16 protein-coding genes are annotated in these 17,650 nt (G+C 33.1%); 5 read left to right on the top strand and 11 right to left on the bottom strand.

All coding sequences use genetic code 11. The annotated features are described in order from the left end of the window. Window positions 1-44: 44 nt before the first annotated feature. Together WFZ85_RS11765 and WFZ85_RS11760 are read right to left on the bottom strand one after the other, a co-directional pair. Entirely contained in the window at window positions 45-743 is a 699-nt protein-coding gene (locus tag WFZ85_RS11765) for an SDR family NAD(P)-dependent oxidoreductase (protein WP_342696493.1), read from the bottom strand. Window positions 744-801: 58 nt separating this feature from the next. Further along, entirely contained in the window at window positions 802-1,269 is a 468-nt protein-coding gene (locus WFZ85_RS11760; RefSeq protein ID WP_342696492.1) for an SRPBCC family protein, read from the bottom strand. A 140-nt stretch (window positions 1,270-1,409) separates the two neighbouring features. Here WFZ85_RS11760 and WFZ85_RS11755 point away from each other — a divergent pair, with 140 nt between their 5' ends. Continuing rightward, window positions 1,410-2,264 (top strand): DUF2911 domain-containing protein, encoded by an 855-nt coding sequence (locus WFZ85_RS11755; RefSeq protein ID WP_342696491.1) that lies wholly within the window; start codon window positions 1,410-1,412, stop codon window positions 2,262-2,264. Window positions 2,265-2,314: 50 nt separating this feature from the next. Here WFZ85_RS11755 and WFZ85_RS11750 read toward each other — a convergent pair whose 3' ends face one another. The 8 genes from WFZ85_RS11750 to WFZ85_RS11715 form a co-directional block, all read right to left on the bottom strand. After that, window positions 2,315-4,036, bottom strand: coding sequence for a sodium:solute symporter family protein (locus WFZ85_RS11750; RefSeq protein ID WP_342696490.1), 1,722 nt, complete (start codon window positions 4,034-4,036; stop codon window positions 2,315-2,317). 110 nt (window positions 4,037-4,146) lie between these two features. After that, entirely contained in the window at window positions 4,147-6,645 is a 2,499-nt protein-coding gene (locus WFZ85_RS11745; RefSeq protein ID WP_342696489.1) for a PIG-L family deacetylase, read from the bottom strand. A 98-nt stretch (window positions 6,646-6,743) separates the two neighbouring features. Continuing rightward, the gene (locus tag WFZ85_RS11740; protein WP_342696488.1) at window positions 6,744-7,124 is read right to left on the bottom strand and encodes a hypothetical protein; all 381 of its coding nucleotides are present in this window, start codon (window positions 7,122-7,124) and stop codon (window positions 6,744-6,746) included. 204 nt (window positions 7,125-7,328) lie between these two features. Next, a complete protein-coding gene (locus WFZ85_RS11735) occupies window positions 7,329-7,859 on the bottom strand; it encodes a mechanosensitive ion channel domain-containing protein (RefSeq protein WP_342696487.1) in 531 nt (176 codons plus the stop codon). 8 nt (window positions 7,860-7,867) lie between these two features. Next, window positions 7,868-8,449, bottom strand: coding sequence for a Maf-like protein (locus WFZ85_RS11730; protein ID WP_342696486.1), 582 nt, complete (start codon window positions 8,447-8,449; stop codon window positions 7,868-7,870). Then, window positions 8,442-9,368 carry a geranylgeranylglycerol-phosphate geranylgeranyltransferase gene (locus WFZ85_RS11725; protein WP_342696485.1) on the bottom strand — a complete coding sequence of 309 codons (927 nt, stop codon included), beginning with the start codon at window positions 9,366-9,368 and terminating at the stop codon, window positions 8,442-8,444. Before WFZ85_RS11725 ends, WFZ85_RS11730 begins: the two co-directional genes overlap by 8 nt. A 163-nt stretch (window positions 9,369-9,531) precedes the next feature. Further along, window positions 9,532-10,059, bottom strand: a complete 528-nt coding sequence (locus tag WFZ85_RS11720) for a KdsC family phosphatase (protein WP_342696484.1) — start codon at window positions 10,057-10,059, stop codon at window positions 9,532-9,534. Beyond that, complete coding sequence (locus WFZ85_RS11715; RefSeq protein WP_342696483.1) at window positions 10,043-10,804, bottom strand: Rossmann-like and DUF2520 domain-containing protein; 762 nt, start codon at window positions 10,802-10,804, stop codon at window positions 10,043-10,045. The genes WFZ85_RS11720 and WFZ85_RS11715 overlap by 17 nt, the downstream gene beginning before the upstream one ends. 154 nt (window positions 10,805-10,958) lie before the next feature. On the opposite strand from WFZ85_RS11715, the gene WFZ85_RS11710 reads away from it, so the two are divergent. From WFZ85_RS11710 to WFZ85_RS11700, 3 genes are all read left to right on the top strand, one after another. Then, window positions 10,959-14,078, top strand: a complete 3,120-nt coding sequence (locus WFZ85_RS11710) for a cytochrome c biogenesis protein (RefSeq protein ID WP_342696482.1) — start codon at window positions 10,959-10,961, stop codon at window positions 14,076-14,078. 82 nt (window positions 14,079-14,160) lie between these two features. Continuing rightward, complete coding sequence (locus WFZ85_RS11705) at window positions 14,161-14,778, top strand: glutathione peroxidase (RefSeq protein WP_342696481.1); 618 nt, start codon at window positions 14,161-14,163, stop codon at window positions 14,776-14,778. A 188-nt stretch (window positions 14,779-14,966) separates the two neighbouring features. Next, window positions 14,967-15,344: a hypothetical protein gene (locus tag WFZ85_RS11700; protein ID WP_342696480.1), complete on the top strand. Its 378-nt coding sequence runs from the start codon at window positions 14,967-14,969 to the stop codon at window positions 15,342-15,344. Between the two features lie 65 nt (window positions 15,345-15,409). Here the strand turns inward: WFZ85_RS11700 and WFZ85_RS11695 are convergent, their stop codons facing one another. Next, a complete protein-coding gene (locus WFZ85_RS11695) occupies window positions 15,410-15,910 on the bottom strand; it encodes a GNAT family N-acetyltransferase (protein WP_342696479.1) in 501 nt (166 codons plus the stop codon). 70 nt (window positions 15,911-15,980) lie between these two features. Here WFZ85_RS11695 and menD point away from each other — a divergent pair, with 70 nt between their 5' ends. Next, entirely contained in the window at window positions 15,981-17,642 is a 1,662-nt protein-coding gene (gene menD / locus WFZ85_RS11690) for a 2-succinyl-5-enolpyruvyl-6-hydroxy-3-cyclohexene-1-carboxylic-acid synthase (protein WP_342696478.1), read from the top strand. Window positions 17,643-17,650 lie beyond the last annotated feature (8 nt).

The raw sequence follows: 17,650 nt of genomic DNA, 5'->3' as shown, positions 1-17,650 counted from the left end.
TAGTAACAATTTTAAACTCTTAAACCTTTAAACTTTTAAACTTCTTACCCATTTACTAATAAAGTTGACATACCTCCATCAACATGGAAGATTTGTCCTGATATCCAGCTACTTTTGTCACTTAAAAGAAAACTAGCCATTTGTGCCAAATCGTCGGAAGTGCCCACACGTTTCAAAGGATGACGTAATGCTGATTTTTCCTTTTTCTCGTCGCTGTTTAAAAATTTATCAGCTAGTGGCGTATCAGTCAATGATGGTGCGATTACATTCACTCTAATTTTGGGAGCATACTCAGCAGCCAATGCTTTAGAAAATCCTTCAATAGCGCCTTTTGCTGCGGCTACACTCGTGTGAAACGGCATTCCCATGCTTGCTGCAACAGAGCTAAACAAAACAATACTCGATTGCTCAGCAGCAGTTAGGTTAGGCAAAATTGATTGAATCATTTTAATCATGCTAATGAAGTTAATTTGTAAATCATTTTCGAAAGCATCTGGTTTTAGTCCGCGAAAAGGTCTAAGGTTGATGCTTCCCGGACAGTACACTAATCCATGAATAACTGCGGGTAATTGTGCGATATCTAGTGTATCTTGGAGTGCATCAAATGGAATGTGAGTTACATTCAAGTCTGCAATGTTTTCATTGGTTCTAGAGGCGATAAAAACATTGTTACCGTATTGTAGTTCTTTGGCAATAGCCAAACCAATTCCATAAGAACCACCTATTAAAAGTATATTTTTCATTTTAATGCTTAATTTAGTTTAGCATCTCTCGATGCTTTATATTTATTTAAATAAAATTTTATTTATCGAATTCACCAAACATCTCGATAAGCTTCTTTCTTCTGTAATCAAAAATTTCTTTCAATTTTGGTTTCACAATAAAAGGATGAACCAATCGACCCAAAATACCAAATGGTACTTTGTAATCAACTATATCTTCCATTTCAACGCCACCGGGAATTTCCTTTAAGAAATGTTTGTGATGCCACAAAGCATAGGGACCAAAACGTTGTTCATCAACAAAGTAGTGTCTATCTACAACGTGCGTAATTTCGGTTACCCATTTGGTTGGGATATTCAACACTGGAGTTACGATATATTGAATGATTTGACCCGGATACATAGGTCTATCTGCACCAGAAAGGATTTTGAAACCCATGTATTCGGGCGTTATTTTTTGTAAATTTTTGGGATCAGAAAGCAACTCCCACGCTTGATCTAAAGTAATGGGTAAGTTTTGTTTAGTGTGTAAAGTGTAAATCTTCATTGTTTGAATTTTTGGTAAAATTAGTTAATTTGTTTAAAAGAAGCCTATAAAGATTAAACAAAAAATCATATTTAAGTTATTATTAACATTCGGCAACTGATAGTATATGTAATTTTGGAAAAACTAAATATGTACAGATTATGAAAAAAATTATTTTTATGTTGGCTCTGGTTATTGCCAATCTTGTTGTTACTGCGCAAGTAAAAACTCCAGCACCAAGTCCGAAGTCGACCGTTAATCAAATGGTAGGTTTAACAGATGTTACCGTGGAATATTCTAGACCTAGTTCAAAAGGCAGAGTAGTTTTTGGAGATTTAGTTCCGTTTGGAAAACTATGGAGAACTGGAGCCAACCAAAATTCAATGATTACTTTTAGTGATGATGTGGTGATTAAAGGCACAACGGTTAAAAAAGGAAAGTACGCCATTTTTGTTACACCAAAAGCAGATATCTGGGAGGTTATTTTGTACACAGACACCGATAATTGGGGAACACCAGAAAATTGGGATGCGAATAAAGTAGCCTTAAGTACAATGGTTGACCCGATACAACTAGGTAATAATGTGGAAACTTTTACTATTGCCATCAATAATTTAACCAACGATAGTGCTACGTTAGACATCGCTTGGGAGAAAACAATGGTTTCATTAAAGTTTGAAGTTCCCACTCAAAAAAATGCAATGGCTAGTATCACTAAAGTACTTGCAGGTCCAACAGCTGGAGATTACTTCTCTTCGGCACAATATTTTTATCAATCAAATGGTGATATGAAAAAAGCATTAGAATATGTAAATAAGGCAGTGGGAATGACAAAAGAAGGACAAAATGCACCATTTTGGTATTTACGATTAAAGTCGTTAATCCAGGCCAAACTAGGTGACAAAAAAGGTGCGATCGCAACAGCGAATTTATCTTTAGCTGGTGCAGAAGAGGCAAAAAATCAAGACTACGTTAAAATGAATAACGATAGTATTAAAGAATGGAGTAAAAAGTAATTTAAACTCTCATTTTTACATTGAGCCACGGTTTTTCGACCGTGGTTTTTTTATGTCATTACTTTTTGTTGTGTTTTATATCCTATTTGAAATAGAATTGATAGTAAAACAGTGAGCGAAGCACCAATAAAATTTAACCACAAATACCCTAGTTTTTCTTGTCCATTTGGATAGATATGAATAGTGTAATAGTAGATTATAAAAATTGTCATTTGGCTAATGACAGCACCATAAAAAATGGCGTTTGCTTTTACAAATTTGACATAAAAACCGACTAGAAATACACCAAGAACAGTTCCATAAAAGATAGACCCAACGATGTTTACTAATTGGATTAAATTTTCGAAAAGAGTTCCAATACACGCAAAAAGTATGGCGATAACTCCCCAAAGTAACGTAAAATATCTTGTTGCATTTACAAAGTGTTTTTCTGATTTTTCACCCTTAACATTTCGTTTATAAATATCGATTGCCGTGGTCGAGGCTAATGCTGTTAAGCCCGAAGCCGAAGATGACATAGCTGCAGAAAGTATCACAGCGAGCAATAACCCAATTAATCCTGAGGGTAAATAATTCAAAATAAAGTAGATAAAAACATAATCTTTATCGTTTGTTTCTGCTTTACTATCCACTTTGGTAATAATTACTTTGGCTTGATCGTGTAAATCTTTTTCTTTTTCTGAAAGCGAAATCAACTTTTGTCTTAAAATGGGATTGTCATAATTTTGATTGAGATGATCAATATAAAGCAAATTGAATTCCTTTTTTTCTTCTGTTAATTGCGACAATTGTTTTTCTAAAGAAACATAATCTGATGCGTATTTTGACTTCTCAATAGCAACTCTATTTACAGGATTAAAATGCAGTGGCACAGGATTGAATTGAAAAAAAACAAATACCATTACGCCTGTGAGCAATATAAAAAACTGCATGGGTACTTTTAGAAAGCCATTCATAATTAATCCCATTTGACTTTCTCTATCTGATTTGCCAGATAAATAACGACCAACTTGCGATTGGTCAGTGCCAAAATAAGAGAGCATCAAGAAAAACCCACCAGTGATACCACTCCAAAACGTATAACGATTTTCGGGATCAAATGAAAAGTCGAGAATATTCATTTTATCATTGGCACCAGCAATGTGAAGCGCATTGGAAAACGTCATATCATTAGGCAACAAATGCAGTATTAAAAAAAAAGTAATAAACATACCGCTCATGATAATGAACATCTGTTGTTTTTGAGTTACATTAACTGCCTTTGTTCCTCCAACAAAAGTGTAGATCATTACTAAAATCCCAATAATTATATTGAGTAAAGTTAAATTCCAACCCAATATTGAAGAAAGAATAATTGATGGTGCATAAATGGTCAATCCTGTGCCTAATCCACGTTGAATTAAAAATAAAATAGCTGTAAACGAACGTGTTTTTAAATCGAACCTTTGTTCAAGATATTCATAAGCCGTATAAACTTTCAGTTTGTGATAAATAGGGATAAAAGTCATTGATATAACAACCATTGCGATGGGCAAACCAAAATAAAATTGCACAAATCCCATTCCGTCGTGATAGGCTTGTCCTGGTGTGGAAAGAAAAGTAATAGCACTGGCCTGTGTTGCCATAACCGATAGCCCAACTGTCCACCATGGTGTTTCCTTATTACCAAGAATATATTCTTCTACATTTTTACTGCCTTTGGTTTTGTGTACGCCATAAAAAACGATAAATAGTAGGGTTACCGATAAAACAATCCAATCGAGTTGCTGCATATTAAAAAAATAGTTGCATTAAAATAAAAAAGATTACAATGTAGGCAACATTGGCTAACAGAACCCAAGTGTAACTATTTTTCCAAGGTAATTTTTTTTTTGTTTCCATATTATTGACCGATGGCGATTATATTAGCAAGTAAGCGAAAAGCACCTGGAACGCCTTCTGGCAATTCTCTGAAGAAACTTAAACCTGTATACACATAATTTCCTTTACCGTATTTGGCAATTAGTAGCGCACCGTCTTTTGGTTTTTCGCCTTTATCATTTGCCGAAAGAATAGGTGTGAAGTTGGCATCCCATTCATTAGGATAGTATAATCCTTGTTCTTGTTTCCAACCTTTAAAGTCATCTTTGGTGATTTTATTGGGATAATTCAAAACAGGATGATTAGGTGCAAGAAAACGAACATCGGCAGTTTCTTCGGTTACTCGATCTCGTGAAATTTTCAATGGATAAGGTGACATATCTTTTGTAACTAAATCATCTAAAGTATTGTATTGCACTATCATGGTTTTGCCATTTTTAACAAAATCCAACAATATATTTTGTTTCACAGCCAGTTCATTGACCACATTGTAAGCCCTAATTCCAGTCATGACCACATCAAAAGTTTGTAATGCTTCCGAAGAAATATTTTCTGGTTTAAGAATAGTAACATCATACCCCATTTGAGTTAAACTCTTTGGCACTTCATCTCCTGCGCCCATTATGTAGGCAATCTTTTCATTTTTGGTTTTAATTTTCAAGCGAATACCTTTGGCTTCAGCAGGTTTCAAAACTATTTGTTTATAAATATGAGGGTAATTGATGTCAATTTTTTCTTTATCATATTGTTGACCGTCAACAGTTACGATACTTTTAATGTTAATTTCGCTAGCTTCTTTTGAAGGAACAACATTAAAAATAGCCATGACCTCTTGTCCTTTTTTTGTAATGGTAAATGGAATTTCTTTAGGAGAAACAGTCCAGTTGGACGGAAGGTTTAAGGCAACATTTCCAACGATATTGTCTTTACCCGCTTTCACTTTTACAGTGATAGTTTTGCTTTTGTCGGAATTAAAAATATATACTTTTTCAGCTAATGAAGAGGTAACCGCCGGAACAATATCGAGTGGTTGATATACTTCGCCTTTAACATCGTCATTGTATTTGTAAACTACATTTTTAAAAAATGGAATAACGACCTCATTTATTTCTAACAAAAACATTACGTTTACTTTTCTTAAGACATCCGCTTTTCCGATGTCTTGTTGATTGTTTACCACAAACATTCCCTCCGAAGCATTTCCGTTTAGCCAATAAGGATTAGTGAATTCAAGTTCAGAAGGAAGTTTTATTTCTATTGATTTATTGACAGACTTGTTATTTTCTAGAGGTATAACTGATTGTGTATGGTTCGATTTGGGTGAAGTAGCAGTAAAATTCCAATTTATTTTTACATCACTTCTATTAATTGCCTCGAGTTTAATTTTTAACGTGCTTCCAGGTGTTGCCTCTTGATTTTCAGAAGTAGCTTCCAAATATAATCCGGCGCAAGCTGCGATAATCTTTTTAATCTCTTCCGTCTTTATTCGTTTCCAATGTTCGTTGTCAAGTTTTTGAATTAAGTCATAAGCTCTCACAAGTAATGGTAGCGAAGCAGCTGGGTTTTTAAAATCAAAATTATTTTGCACTTCTTCTAACATATTGCCAATTAGAAATCCACCGTTTACTCTTTTCCAAGTAGTATCTATTCCTTCAAAAAGATTGGTTTTATCTTTGAGCATATCACCTTTTAGTAGTTCTAAATATTCATCTTCTTCGCCACGTGTTCCTGTAGAACCAAACCCTTGCGACTGATGACGACTTCTACTCAAAGCAGCAATTTCTTGATTGGACTTTCCAACAGTTGGATAATAGGTTCCGATTTTGAGGTTAATTAAGTTGGTCTTATCAGCTGTATCAAATTTTTCTCTGCTGCCATAAAACCACCATGAGGTGTTGAAAAAAATACGTTTGGGTTGCCATACTTTAGCTAACGCCAGTTGGTTTGGAAACGAAGTTGCATCATTTGACTTATCAAAAGCTTCTAGACCTAGCATCGCTGAAGCTGTATGGTGACCGTGAGTGGTTCCAGGTGAACGATGGTCAAAGCGATTGATTATTACATCGGGTTGGAAATTTCGAATGACCCAAATAACGTCGCTCAACACTTGTTCTTTATCCCAAATTTGCAATGTTTCGTCAGGATTTTTAGAATATCCAAAATCATTGGCTCGTGTGAAAAACTGAATCCCACCATCTATTTTTCTGGCTTCGATGAGCTCTTGCGTTCTTATTACTCCTAGCAATTCTCTTAATTCTGTGCCAATCAGATTTTGTCCACCATCACCACGTGTTAACGATAAATAGGCAGTTTGTGCGTGGATAGTATTAGATAAATAGGAAATTAATCGTGTGTTTTCATCATCAGGATGTGCTGCAATATACAAGGCTGAACCTAAAAAATTTAATTTTTGAATTTGATTGTATATCTCAACTGCACTTGGTTTTGCAGGTTGTTGGGCTGAACTAAAATTGTGTACAAAAAGGAATAAAAAACCATAGAAAAAATAAAGCTTGTGCATATTTTAAACATTAAAGTGCAATAGCTTCAAATATACAGATTAAATAAAAAGGTCAGATGATATTAATCTGTTTTTAACAAAATGAAATGACAAATAGCTTAATCATTTGAAGCTGTTGAATTTGGAAATCTACCCTTTGCATTATAAGGATATAATTTTTTATGCACATTTAAAAATTGTTGTGGGTCTTCGCCATCATAATCTTTAATGATGACATATGCTTTATTGTACAAAGAATAACCACCGTAATTAACAGGCAATTCTTCGGCAGTTTGCCATTCATTGTTTATTTTGAAATAATATACCATATTTACGTTGTCAAAATAAGCTTGAAGATTTGGAAAATAATAATAACGTGAAGTTCCTTTTGAAGGATTTTCTGGCGATGCATTTTTACTGTCAACTGGTTTTACTTGGGCATTCAAACTATTGATAAGCAAAAAAAAGACTAAAACGAATGTAAAATTAAGAGTTTTCATGATTTTGTAGATTTGGGATTAACAAAAAGTCGGCAATATTAAAACATTTTTCAAATGTACGTATTATAAATCAATTAAATGCAAAAATAATCGATTAAATGCATAATAAAAAAATAAAAATAAGAATTATAGTATTTTAAGACAGCTGAAATTTGATTTTAGCAAAGATAAATAACTTCAGATTATTGAGAAAATTAAAAATTTCTAATCGGTAAATCCCTTGCCTTCGGAATTAGGTTGGATAATGGAGATGCCTTTTTGAAGCAGCATGTTATTTGGGTAGACCATTCGCTCTCCACTAGGGCTAACTAAATCAATATGAAAAGCATTAATATCGATAATTTCGCCTTCTACTGGAAAGTCTTTATCATGTATTTTAATTACATCGCCTATTTTGAACGGAAAAGAAAAAAATAATATTACTCCCGACGTTACATTACTTAAAATTGACCATTGTGCAAACATGGCAACACCAACAATAGTTGCAATAGAAGAAAGTGTGATAAAAATATCGCTTGTTTGAACACCCCAAATTACGATTAAAGAAATAATAGCTAAAAAACTAATGAGTAAGTTAATATACTTAATAACTAAATTAGTTCTTTTTTCAATTCCCGCATAAGAACTAGAATACCGTTTGACCGCTTTGGTGACAATTAATCGCAAAAATACAACTACAATTATTACTAGTCCGGTAGCAATTTCTTGTTTAATAAATTGTTCTAAAAAGCTCATATTTTTTATTATAAGGAGATTAAATAGTTATAAACAAGTGTGGTGGGCAATCCAACAACATTAGTATAGGAACCTTCAATTTTTGAAATACCAATTAATCCAATCCAATCTTGAATTCCATATGCACCAGCTTTATCAAATGGTTTATAATTTTCTAAATAGTAATGTATTTCGTCGTCTGTCAGCGCATTGAAGGTTACTTTGGTGACGTCAAAAATGGTTTCTTTTTTCCATTTTGTGGCAAAACATACTGATGTAATAACTTCATGTGTAGCATTAGACAATGATTTCAAAATAAAAAACGCATCAGTATAATCTTTTGGTTTTCCCAACGCTTTATTATCCAACCACACAATGGTATCGCTGGTAATTAAGATTTCATTATCCGAAATTTCCCCATCGAAAGCTTTGGCTTTGAGTTCTGCCAAATAATTAGTAATTTCAACGCCTTGAAGATTGTCGGGATACACTTCTTCAATTTCTTTTAAACGAATTTCAAAGTCAAGATCTAAATCTTTTAAGAATTGCTGTCTTCGAGGTGAACCCGATGCTAAAACAATTTTATAGTTTTTTAGTTTATCTTTAACCATTGTATTTTATATTTAAAGTAATTACCAGTACTGACAGAATTCCGAAAAAAATAATCCACTTTAAAATAGTACTTAGCCAATGAAATTCTTTTTTGGTAGAAGCATTTGCAATTTTTATAATAAATAAAATAAGTGGTGCAACCACCAAAAGTAAACTATAAATCACTGCAAAATAAAGACGGTTTGACATCAAATAGCTATTGATGTACCATAGCAAAATTAGAGTGGTAATTATTCCTAAAACTAGCAGTACTTTTGACGTTTTCTTTACGCCAATAGCAATAGGTAAAGTACTCATTCCTTGATTGTAGTCGCCATCAATATCTTCCATATCTTTAACTATTTCACGTATCAAATTGATAATAAATGCAAAAACAGCGTAGTCCATTAACATAGAAAAAAGAATTCCCATTTCGGCCCTATTTCCCTCATAGGTTGCTGGAAGCAAATCAAATAATCCGATAATTAAAACACTGAATGATAACAACAAAGCCACAATAATATTTCCAATTAAAAGCATTTGTTTTAAACTTGTAGCATACATATAAAGCGTGGCTGCGATTATTATGAATGCTCCAGCAAAACTTGGTTTTTGTATCACATTTGATAAATAAAATCCGACACCAACACCAGTTACATTTAATGCAAAATACAAATTGTAACCCATGTTCTCCGATATACTTTTGCCTATAAAAACTTTATGTGGTTTATTTTCATTATCGGTATCTTGATCTAAAATATCATTAATAATATAACCCGCAGCTGCAATCAAAACCGTTGATAAAACCAATAAACCGTATTGAAAATGATTTAAGGCTAATGGAATATTTTGAAATTTTAAAAATCCGTAACGAAAAATTAATTGCATAAAGGCAAGTAATAGAAGATTTTGGTAACGAATGAGTTGTAAATATTTCATGATTAGTGTTCAGTTTTGAGTGTTCAGTCTTAGTTTTCAGTTTCAGTTTACAGTCAAAGCTATATTAGAGGCAATAATTCGGTTGGTTGTTAAAATAATTAAGTAGAAAAAGCAATTGTCTATTAACTATTTTCCATTATCTATATTCTACGAGCTGAGTCTATCAATCATGTTTTCCGTTGTAATACATATGCCATTTTCCCTGTACTTTCATCACTTGTTCTATCACTTCACGAACAGCGCCTTTTCCACCATTTTTGTGTGAAATGTATTTTGAAATGGATTTTATTTCCGGACTTGCATCTTGAGGACATGTTGGTAATCCTACCAATTGCATCACATGAAAATCGGGAATATCATCACCCATATAAAGTATTTCTTCAGGTTTAATATTATATAATTCGATATACTCTTTGAAAGTTGCTACTTTATCAGGCGAAGCCAAATGAATAGCTGTAATTCCCAAGTTGTTTAATCTGATGCGAACACCTTCATTATTTCCTCCTGAAATGATACAAATATTATAGCCACTTTCAATAGCAGCTTTCATGGCAAAACCATCACGAATATTCATAATACGAAGCAATTCGCCAGTAGGAGTAACATGAACGGAACTATCGGTTAAAACACCATCCACATCAAAAATAAAAGTGGTGATGGTATTCATGAGTTCTTTATAACTTTTTTCCATTATCGATTATAGATTTTGTGATTAATTTATAGATTTCTTTTTGGTTGTCATCGGTTAAAAATGATAAATGCGCATTGATAGTTTGCGTGTCATTGCGCTTGGCTGGACCAGTTTGCGCATCAATCGGTGAAAGTGATTTTATTTTATTTGCGGTTTCTACTATAAGCGGTTTTAAAATATCAAAAGGCAATTCGTTTTGTGAGCAGATTTCATAACCAATTTGGTATAAATGGTTTACAAAATTAGCAACAAAAACAGCGGCAACATGTAATGCTTTTCGCTGATTTGAAGTAATTGTAAAAATTGTATCCGAAAGCGATTGTGCAATTGAATTGAGCATTTTTAAATCGTTGTCATTTTGTGCTTCGAGGCAAATTGGCACTTCTCTAAAATCAACTTCTTTCAATTTTGAAAAGGTTTGCAGCGGATAAAAAACGCCTTTTCGGTGTTTATCGTCAATAGCATCCATTGACATGGAACCCGATGTGTGAACCACTAATTGATTTTCAAGAAAAATATTTTTTGAAACCTCTGAAATAGCATTATCACTGATAGCGAGAATTACTATATCAACCAATTTGAGTTCACTAAAACTTGTACAAATTTTATCTTCTGAAATCAAGTGAGCAATCGCTTCTTTTTTTCTGGATAAAACCTGAACTAGCTCAATTTCAGTCGTTTTTGAAAACGCTTTGACAAGGTGTTGCGCCACATTTCCTGAACCGATAACAGACACTTTAATCATGTGGCTAAATTATTGAAAAATACTATCATTTAATATTTAAAAAACAAAGAATTGTACAAGTCATAAAAAAGAATTAAAACCGCGTAGTAATGAGGCGTAAATCTATTTATTTGATTTATTTTTGCATCACTTTTTAAAATAAGAATTCCAAAATATGGAAAAGAAAATATACAATCTTTTGTTCTCTACAAGATTAATGGCGCTTTTATTTATTAGTTTTTGTGTTGCAATGGGTGTTGGAACTTTCGTTGAAAGTAAATACAATACGGATACGGCACGCATTTTAGTCTACAATGCCTGGTGGTTTGAAGCTATGATGTTATTTTTTGTCATAAATTTTAGCGGAAACATTGTACGATATCAATTGTATAAAAAGGAAAAATGGGCTACACTTTTATTTCATTTATCATGGATTTTTATAATCATAGGTGCTTTTGTTACCAGATATATCAGTTATGAAGGAATGATGCCGATAAGAGAAGGAGCAAGCTCCAATCAGTTTTATTCCGATAAACCTTTTCTAACGGTATTAGTCGATGGCGAGTATCAAGGGAAAATGATGCGTCGCACTTTTGAAAAACCACTGTTACTCTCTCCTGTTACAGATAATCATTTTTCAATTGATGAAAAATTTGCCGAAATTCCTTTCGAAATAGAGTACAAAGATTTTGTTTTAGATGCTAAAGAAACCATTAAAGAAACGCCAAATGGCGAGGTTTACTTGCGTCTTGTAGAATCAGGCGATGGAACGCGCCACGAGCATATGTTAAAAGATGGTGAAGTTCAAAATATACACAACGTGTTATTTGCCCTGAATAAACCAACAGCTGGAGCTATAAATATTGATACAAAAGCCAATACAATTACTGCACCTTTTGATGGTCAATTTATGAGAATGGCCGATAAATTGCAGGGCAAAGTTACCAAAGACTCTGTGCAAACTTTGATGTATCGCTCTTTATATAATCTTGGTGGAAGCCAGTTTGTTATTCCAGATCAACCCAAAAGAGGTGTAAAATCATTTAAATCTAGTGGTGATTTTAAAGCTAAAGAACACGATGATGCCTTAGTTTTAAATTTAAAAGTAGGAAACGAAAACAAAGAAATAACACTTGTAGGTTCAAAAGGGAAGACAGGCGAGCCAATTATTGCAAAGTTAGGCGGATTAGAATTTACTTTATTCTATGGTAGTAAAGCTTATGAACTCCCTTTTTCAGTAAAATTAAATGATTTTATTGCCGAAAAATATCCTGGTACTGAAAAAAGCTATTCGGCGTTCGAAAGTAAAGTAACAATTGTGGATAAAAAGGAAACCTTTGACGCTCGAATTTACATGAATAATATATTGGATTATAGAGGATTTCGTTTTTTTCAGGCTTCTTTTGATCCCGACGAAAAAGGAACCGTTCTTTCTGTAAATCACGATTTTTGGGGAACAGGAATTACTTACGTTGGCTATTTCTTATTATATTTTTGTATGATGGCTTTGCTATTTACAAAACATTCTCGATTTGCTGATTTAAAACGAAAATTAGAAAATGTAAAAAGAAAAAAGGCAAAACTCATCACAACGGCTGTTTTGTTTTGTTCGATAAGTGGTTTTGCACAAGATCATTCACATACGCCGCCAAAAATGAATTTTTTAGATTCGATACTTCGCTATAAAGTTCCCGAAAAACAAGCGGCACAATTTGGTAGATTAGTCATTCAAGATGCTGGCGGAAGAATGAAACCTATCAATACTTTCTCATCAGAATTGCTCCGAAAAGTAAGTCATAGTAATGATTTTAATGGCATGAATCCTGACCAAGTATTTTTGTCGATGAAGCAATTTCCATTTGCTTGGATTGAGGTTCCGATAATTTATATAAAAGGTGGAAATGATAGCATCAGAAAAATTATTGGAGCAGATAAAAATGACAAGTTAATTCCGTTTAAAAAATTCTTTGATGATAAAGGCAACTACAAATTAGCGCCTTATTTGGATCAAGCCTATAAAGTGGCCAATCCAAATCAATTTGAAAAAGATTTTGTTGAAACAGACAAGAAGGTCAATTTGATGAATAGTGCTTTGTTTGGAAGTATTTTAAAAATATATCCTGTTCCCAATGATAAAGGCAACAAATGGGTTTCTAATTTGGAACTAAACCATCGCACAGGAAACGCATTGGACACTATTAAAACAGCATTTCCCTATTATTTGGAGTCATTGATGGCAGGTAATAAAACAAAAGACTATACTATGGCCAACACGATGCTAAACGGTATAGAAGCCTACCAAAAAAAATATGGGAAAGAGGTAAGACCATCAGATGATAAAATTCATTATGAAATTTTGTATAATAAATATGATGTATTTCAAAAGTTGCCTTATCTGTATTTAATTGCTGCTGCGTTGATGATGTTGTTTACCATTTTGAGAATATTTAAAGAACGAAAATGGTTAGCCATTACGGTGAATATTTTTCATATTTTAGTAGGTTTCTTATTCGGTTTGCATACGTTAGGGCTCATTACAAGATGGTATATCGCGGGTCATGCGCCTTGGAGTAACGCTTATGAAGCGATAGTTTATGTAGCTTGGGCAACCATGTTTTTTGGATTGGCTTTTGATAGAAAATCAAAATTAACAGTTGCTTCTTCGGCTTTTGTAACTGCCATGATTTTAGCTGCAGCTTACGCCAATTGGATTGACCCCGAAATTGCAAACTTACAGCCTGTATTGAATTCGTATTGGTTGATGATACACGTGGCAGTTATTGTGGCTAGTTATGGTCCATTTGCACTTGGCGCAATCCTAGGTTTGGTGGCATTGCTATTAATTTTCTTTACCAATGAAAAAAACAAGCAAAAAATGGAACTCAACATTAATGAGATAACCTACATCAACGAAATGGCGCTAACCATTGGTTTGATTATGTTAACCATTGGCAACTTTTTAGGCGGGCAATGGGCCAATGAAAGTTGGGGAAGATATTGGGGTTGGGATCCAAAAGAAACTTGGGCTTTGATTAGTATTATGGTTTATGCCTTTGTTATTCATGCACGATTTGTGCCGTCGATGAGAAATAAATGGATATTCAATCTCTTAGCGATGTATGCCTTTGTATCGATATTGTTTACCTATTATGGTGTGAATTTCCATTTGGTAGGATTGCATTCCTATGCAAGTGGCGAAGCAAAATCGTTGAGTTGGATTTATCAAACATTGGGAGCAATGACTTTAATTGGAATTTTGGCTTATCCAAAGTATAGAAAATATTACAAAAAGTAGTAAGTATAAACCAATCACAAAATAGTCTTAATGTTGATTTTAATAGAATATGATTACTGTAAATTTGGAAAAAAGATTTATTATGAAAAAAATTTTAACCCTAACTTTTGGCACTTTACTTTTATGGAGTTGTCAAAATAATGCTCAAAACAATGTTCAAAATAATGCCATTTCATCCACTACTAAATCAAATCAAAGTATGAATACAGACGAACAAATTGAAACAATTTACCAGTATAAAGTAACTGACCTATATGGAAAAGAATTTGACTTTGCTTCTTTAAAAGGAAAGAAAATACTGGTCGTAAATACCGCATCAGAATGCGGATTAACGCCGCAGTATAAAGATTTAGAGTCCATATATGAAAAATACAAAGACAAAGACTTCGTTATTATTGGGTTTCCAGCTAATAATTTTGGTTCACAAGAACCAGGAAGTAATGAGGAAATAGCTAAGTTTTGTCAGATGAATTATGGCGTTACCTTTCCGATGATGAGTAAAATTTCAGTTAAAGGTTCTGATAAAGCACCTATCTATGAATTTTTAACTCAAAAAAGTAAAAACGGACTACAGGATAGCGAAGTAGAGTGGAATTTTCAAAAATATCTAATTAATGAACAAGGTAAATTAATCAAGGTTTTATCTCCAAGAGTATTACCCACTGATCCCGTAATCATCGATTGGGTAAACGGAAAGTAATTTTTGTAACTAAATTTATTTTAAACCTGATGAAGTCATTCATCAGGTTTTTTCTTTGTATTCTATCGATGAACGTCAATGGTGTAGTGGTTTACAGAGTTTTTTATCCTTTAAACGATTTTATTGTATACTAATTTATAAACTATTTACTTTTGATGTGAAAGTTTGATTCCACATACAGATAAAAAATGAAAAATATATTTAATCCAGTTTATAGGCAAGAATACCTTAAAGGATATTCTAGTGGTTTAAATCCTTATCTTACAATTGACGATACAAAAAACGAGGTTTATGCTTTTGGCTTTTGTCAAGGAAGAGAGGAATATGAAAAGATGAATGGAAAAGTTGTTTATGGAATTCCTCAACTCATAGTAACCAATAAAGTTTTAGAAGATTTCTTATTAGCGGGAATGCTCGGCATGAATATAAATGCTGATGGTTACAATGCCTTTCAACTAGATATAATTTTGAAATGGTATCAAAGTGGCGTTGAAAAATACAATCCAGAGCAAAGTGAATATCTCCAAGAAATTTTGGCAGAAAATGGTATAGAGCTAACACAATAAAGAAAAAACATCTTTTTTTTTACGACAACCTGATAAAGTGATTTATCAGTTTTTTTATGCCTGAATTATTCTAGCATTAATTGCATGATTACCGAATGCAACCATCTATCAAACTTATAGCCTGACTCTTGTATTATTCCCACCGTTGAAAAACCAAATTTTTCGTGAAAGGTAATACTGCTTTTGTTTTCAGAGTCAATAACAGCAACCATAGTATGGAGTTTTTGATTTTTGGCGAGTTCAATTAGTTCATGCATGATTACTTTTCCAATGCCTTTGCCATGATAATCATCGGAGACATAAACTGAATGCTCTACTGTAAACTTATAGGCTTCTCTAAACCGAAATTCACTATAATAACCAAATCCTACTATTTCGGTCTGTAAAGTTGCCACAATAATTGGAAAATTTTTATCTAATTTGTCTGTAAAAATTGCTAATTGTTGTTCAAAAGTTCGAGGTTCATAATCATAGAGTGCTGTTGAATATAAAATATTGTAATTGATGATATCTACAATTGCCTGAGTATCTTCTGCTTTAAAATGTCTTATGTTGATTTTTTCCATTTGAGAATTAAAAAGTTAAATGTAAAAAAAACTTTGAACCTTTGTATCTTTGTTACTTAAGATTAGATAAATGATTTACCCAAAAATACCTTTAGCCCAAAGTATTATCGAAATTTGCAGTGCTAAAGGAGTTCATGATATCATAATATCACCAGGTTCGCGCAATGCACCACTAACCATTGGGTTTACAAATAATCCCAAATTTAGGTGTTACAGTATTGCAGATGAGCGTTGCGCAGCTTTTTTTGCACTGGGTATTGCACAACAAAAACAAAAACCTGTAGCTGTCGTTTGTACTTCGGGTTCAGCTCTACTTAATTATTATCCGGCATTTGCAGAAGCATTTTATAGTCAAATTCCATTTGTAGTTATTTCGGCAGATCGACCATTTTATAAAATAGATATTGGCGATGGACAGACTATTCGTCAAGAAGATGTGTTTCGAAATCATTCTTTGTATAATGCAAATTTAACTGAAGATGCATCAGAGGAAAATGACGTTTATATAAATGAAGCCATCAATGTTGCCATCGCACGAAAAGGTCCAGTTCATATTAATGCTCCGTTTGAAGAACCTTTGTATGAAACTACTAATAAGCCATCAATAGATTGCAATGTAACTGGTTTATTCAAAATTCATCGGTTAGTAGGAGTGGACGATATAATTGCTTTTTCAACCTTATGGAACCATAGCAAAAAAATATTGGTCGTTGTTGGCGAAAATCCTCCAAATGCAATTGAACAAAAATGGATTGATTTATTGGCCACTTTTCCATCAGTTGTGGTGTTGACAGAAACAACTTCCAATATACACCATCCGTCATTTATCAACAACATCGATACTTTAATAACGCCTTTCAATGCAAAGGATTTTACTGCTTTACAGCCAAGAATACTAATTACTTTTGGGGGAATGATTGTTTCCAAACGAATAAAAGCGTTTTTGAGAAAATACAAACCAAGACACCATTGGCACATTGACGAATTAAGAGCTTACGATACGTTTGGTATTTTGACTAAGCATTTTCATGTACAACCCAATCAATTTTTTAAGCAGTTTTTACCATTTGTAAAACATGTTGAAAGCAATTATAAGGCAACTTTTGGAGCTATTCGCGAGCGAAGAAAAGTAAAGCATGAAGAATATCTTTCAACCATTCCATTTTCTGATTTTAAAGCGTTTGAAAGCATACTTTCTAGTTTGCCAAAAAATATACAATTACAAATAGGTAATAGTTCTGCAATTCGTTATGCGCAGTTATTTGATATCGATACGACCATCGAAGTTTTCTGTAATCGAGGTACAAGTGGCATTGATGGCAGTACATCTACCGCTATTGGCGCTGCTGTGGCAAATAAAAAGCCAACTGTTTTAATTACTGGTGATGTCAGTTTTTTTTATGACAGTAATGCACTTTGGAACAACTATATTCCTAAAAATTTCAAAATTATTGTAATTAATAATGGCGGTGGAGGAATATTTAGAATACTACCTGGGCATGAAGAAAATGCTACTTTCAATACTTTTTTTGAAACTTCGCACTGCTTAACGGCCGAACATTTGGCAAAAATGTATCAATTTAATTATTTGACTGCCAGTGACGAAAAATCATTAAAAAATGGTTTAGAAAAATTATTCGAAAAAAATAATATGCCAACCCTTTTAGAGGTTTTTACACCTACACGAGAAAACAATAAACTTTTATTAAACTATTTTAAACAATTAGTTTAAATAGTAGT

Source organism: Flavobacterium aureirubrum (genome assembly GCF_038739835.1).
GTDB classification, from domain to species: Bacteria; Bacteroidota; Bacteroidia; order Flavobacteriales; family Flavobacteriaceae; genus Flavobacterium; species Flavobacterium aureirubrum.
This window is presented reverse-complemented; position numbering and strand designations above follow the sequence as displayed.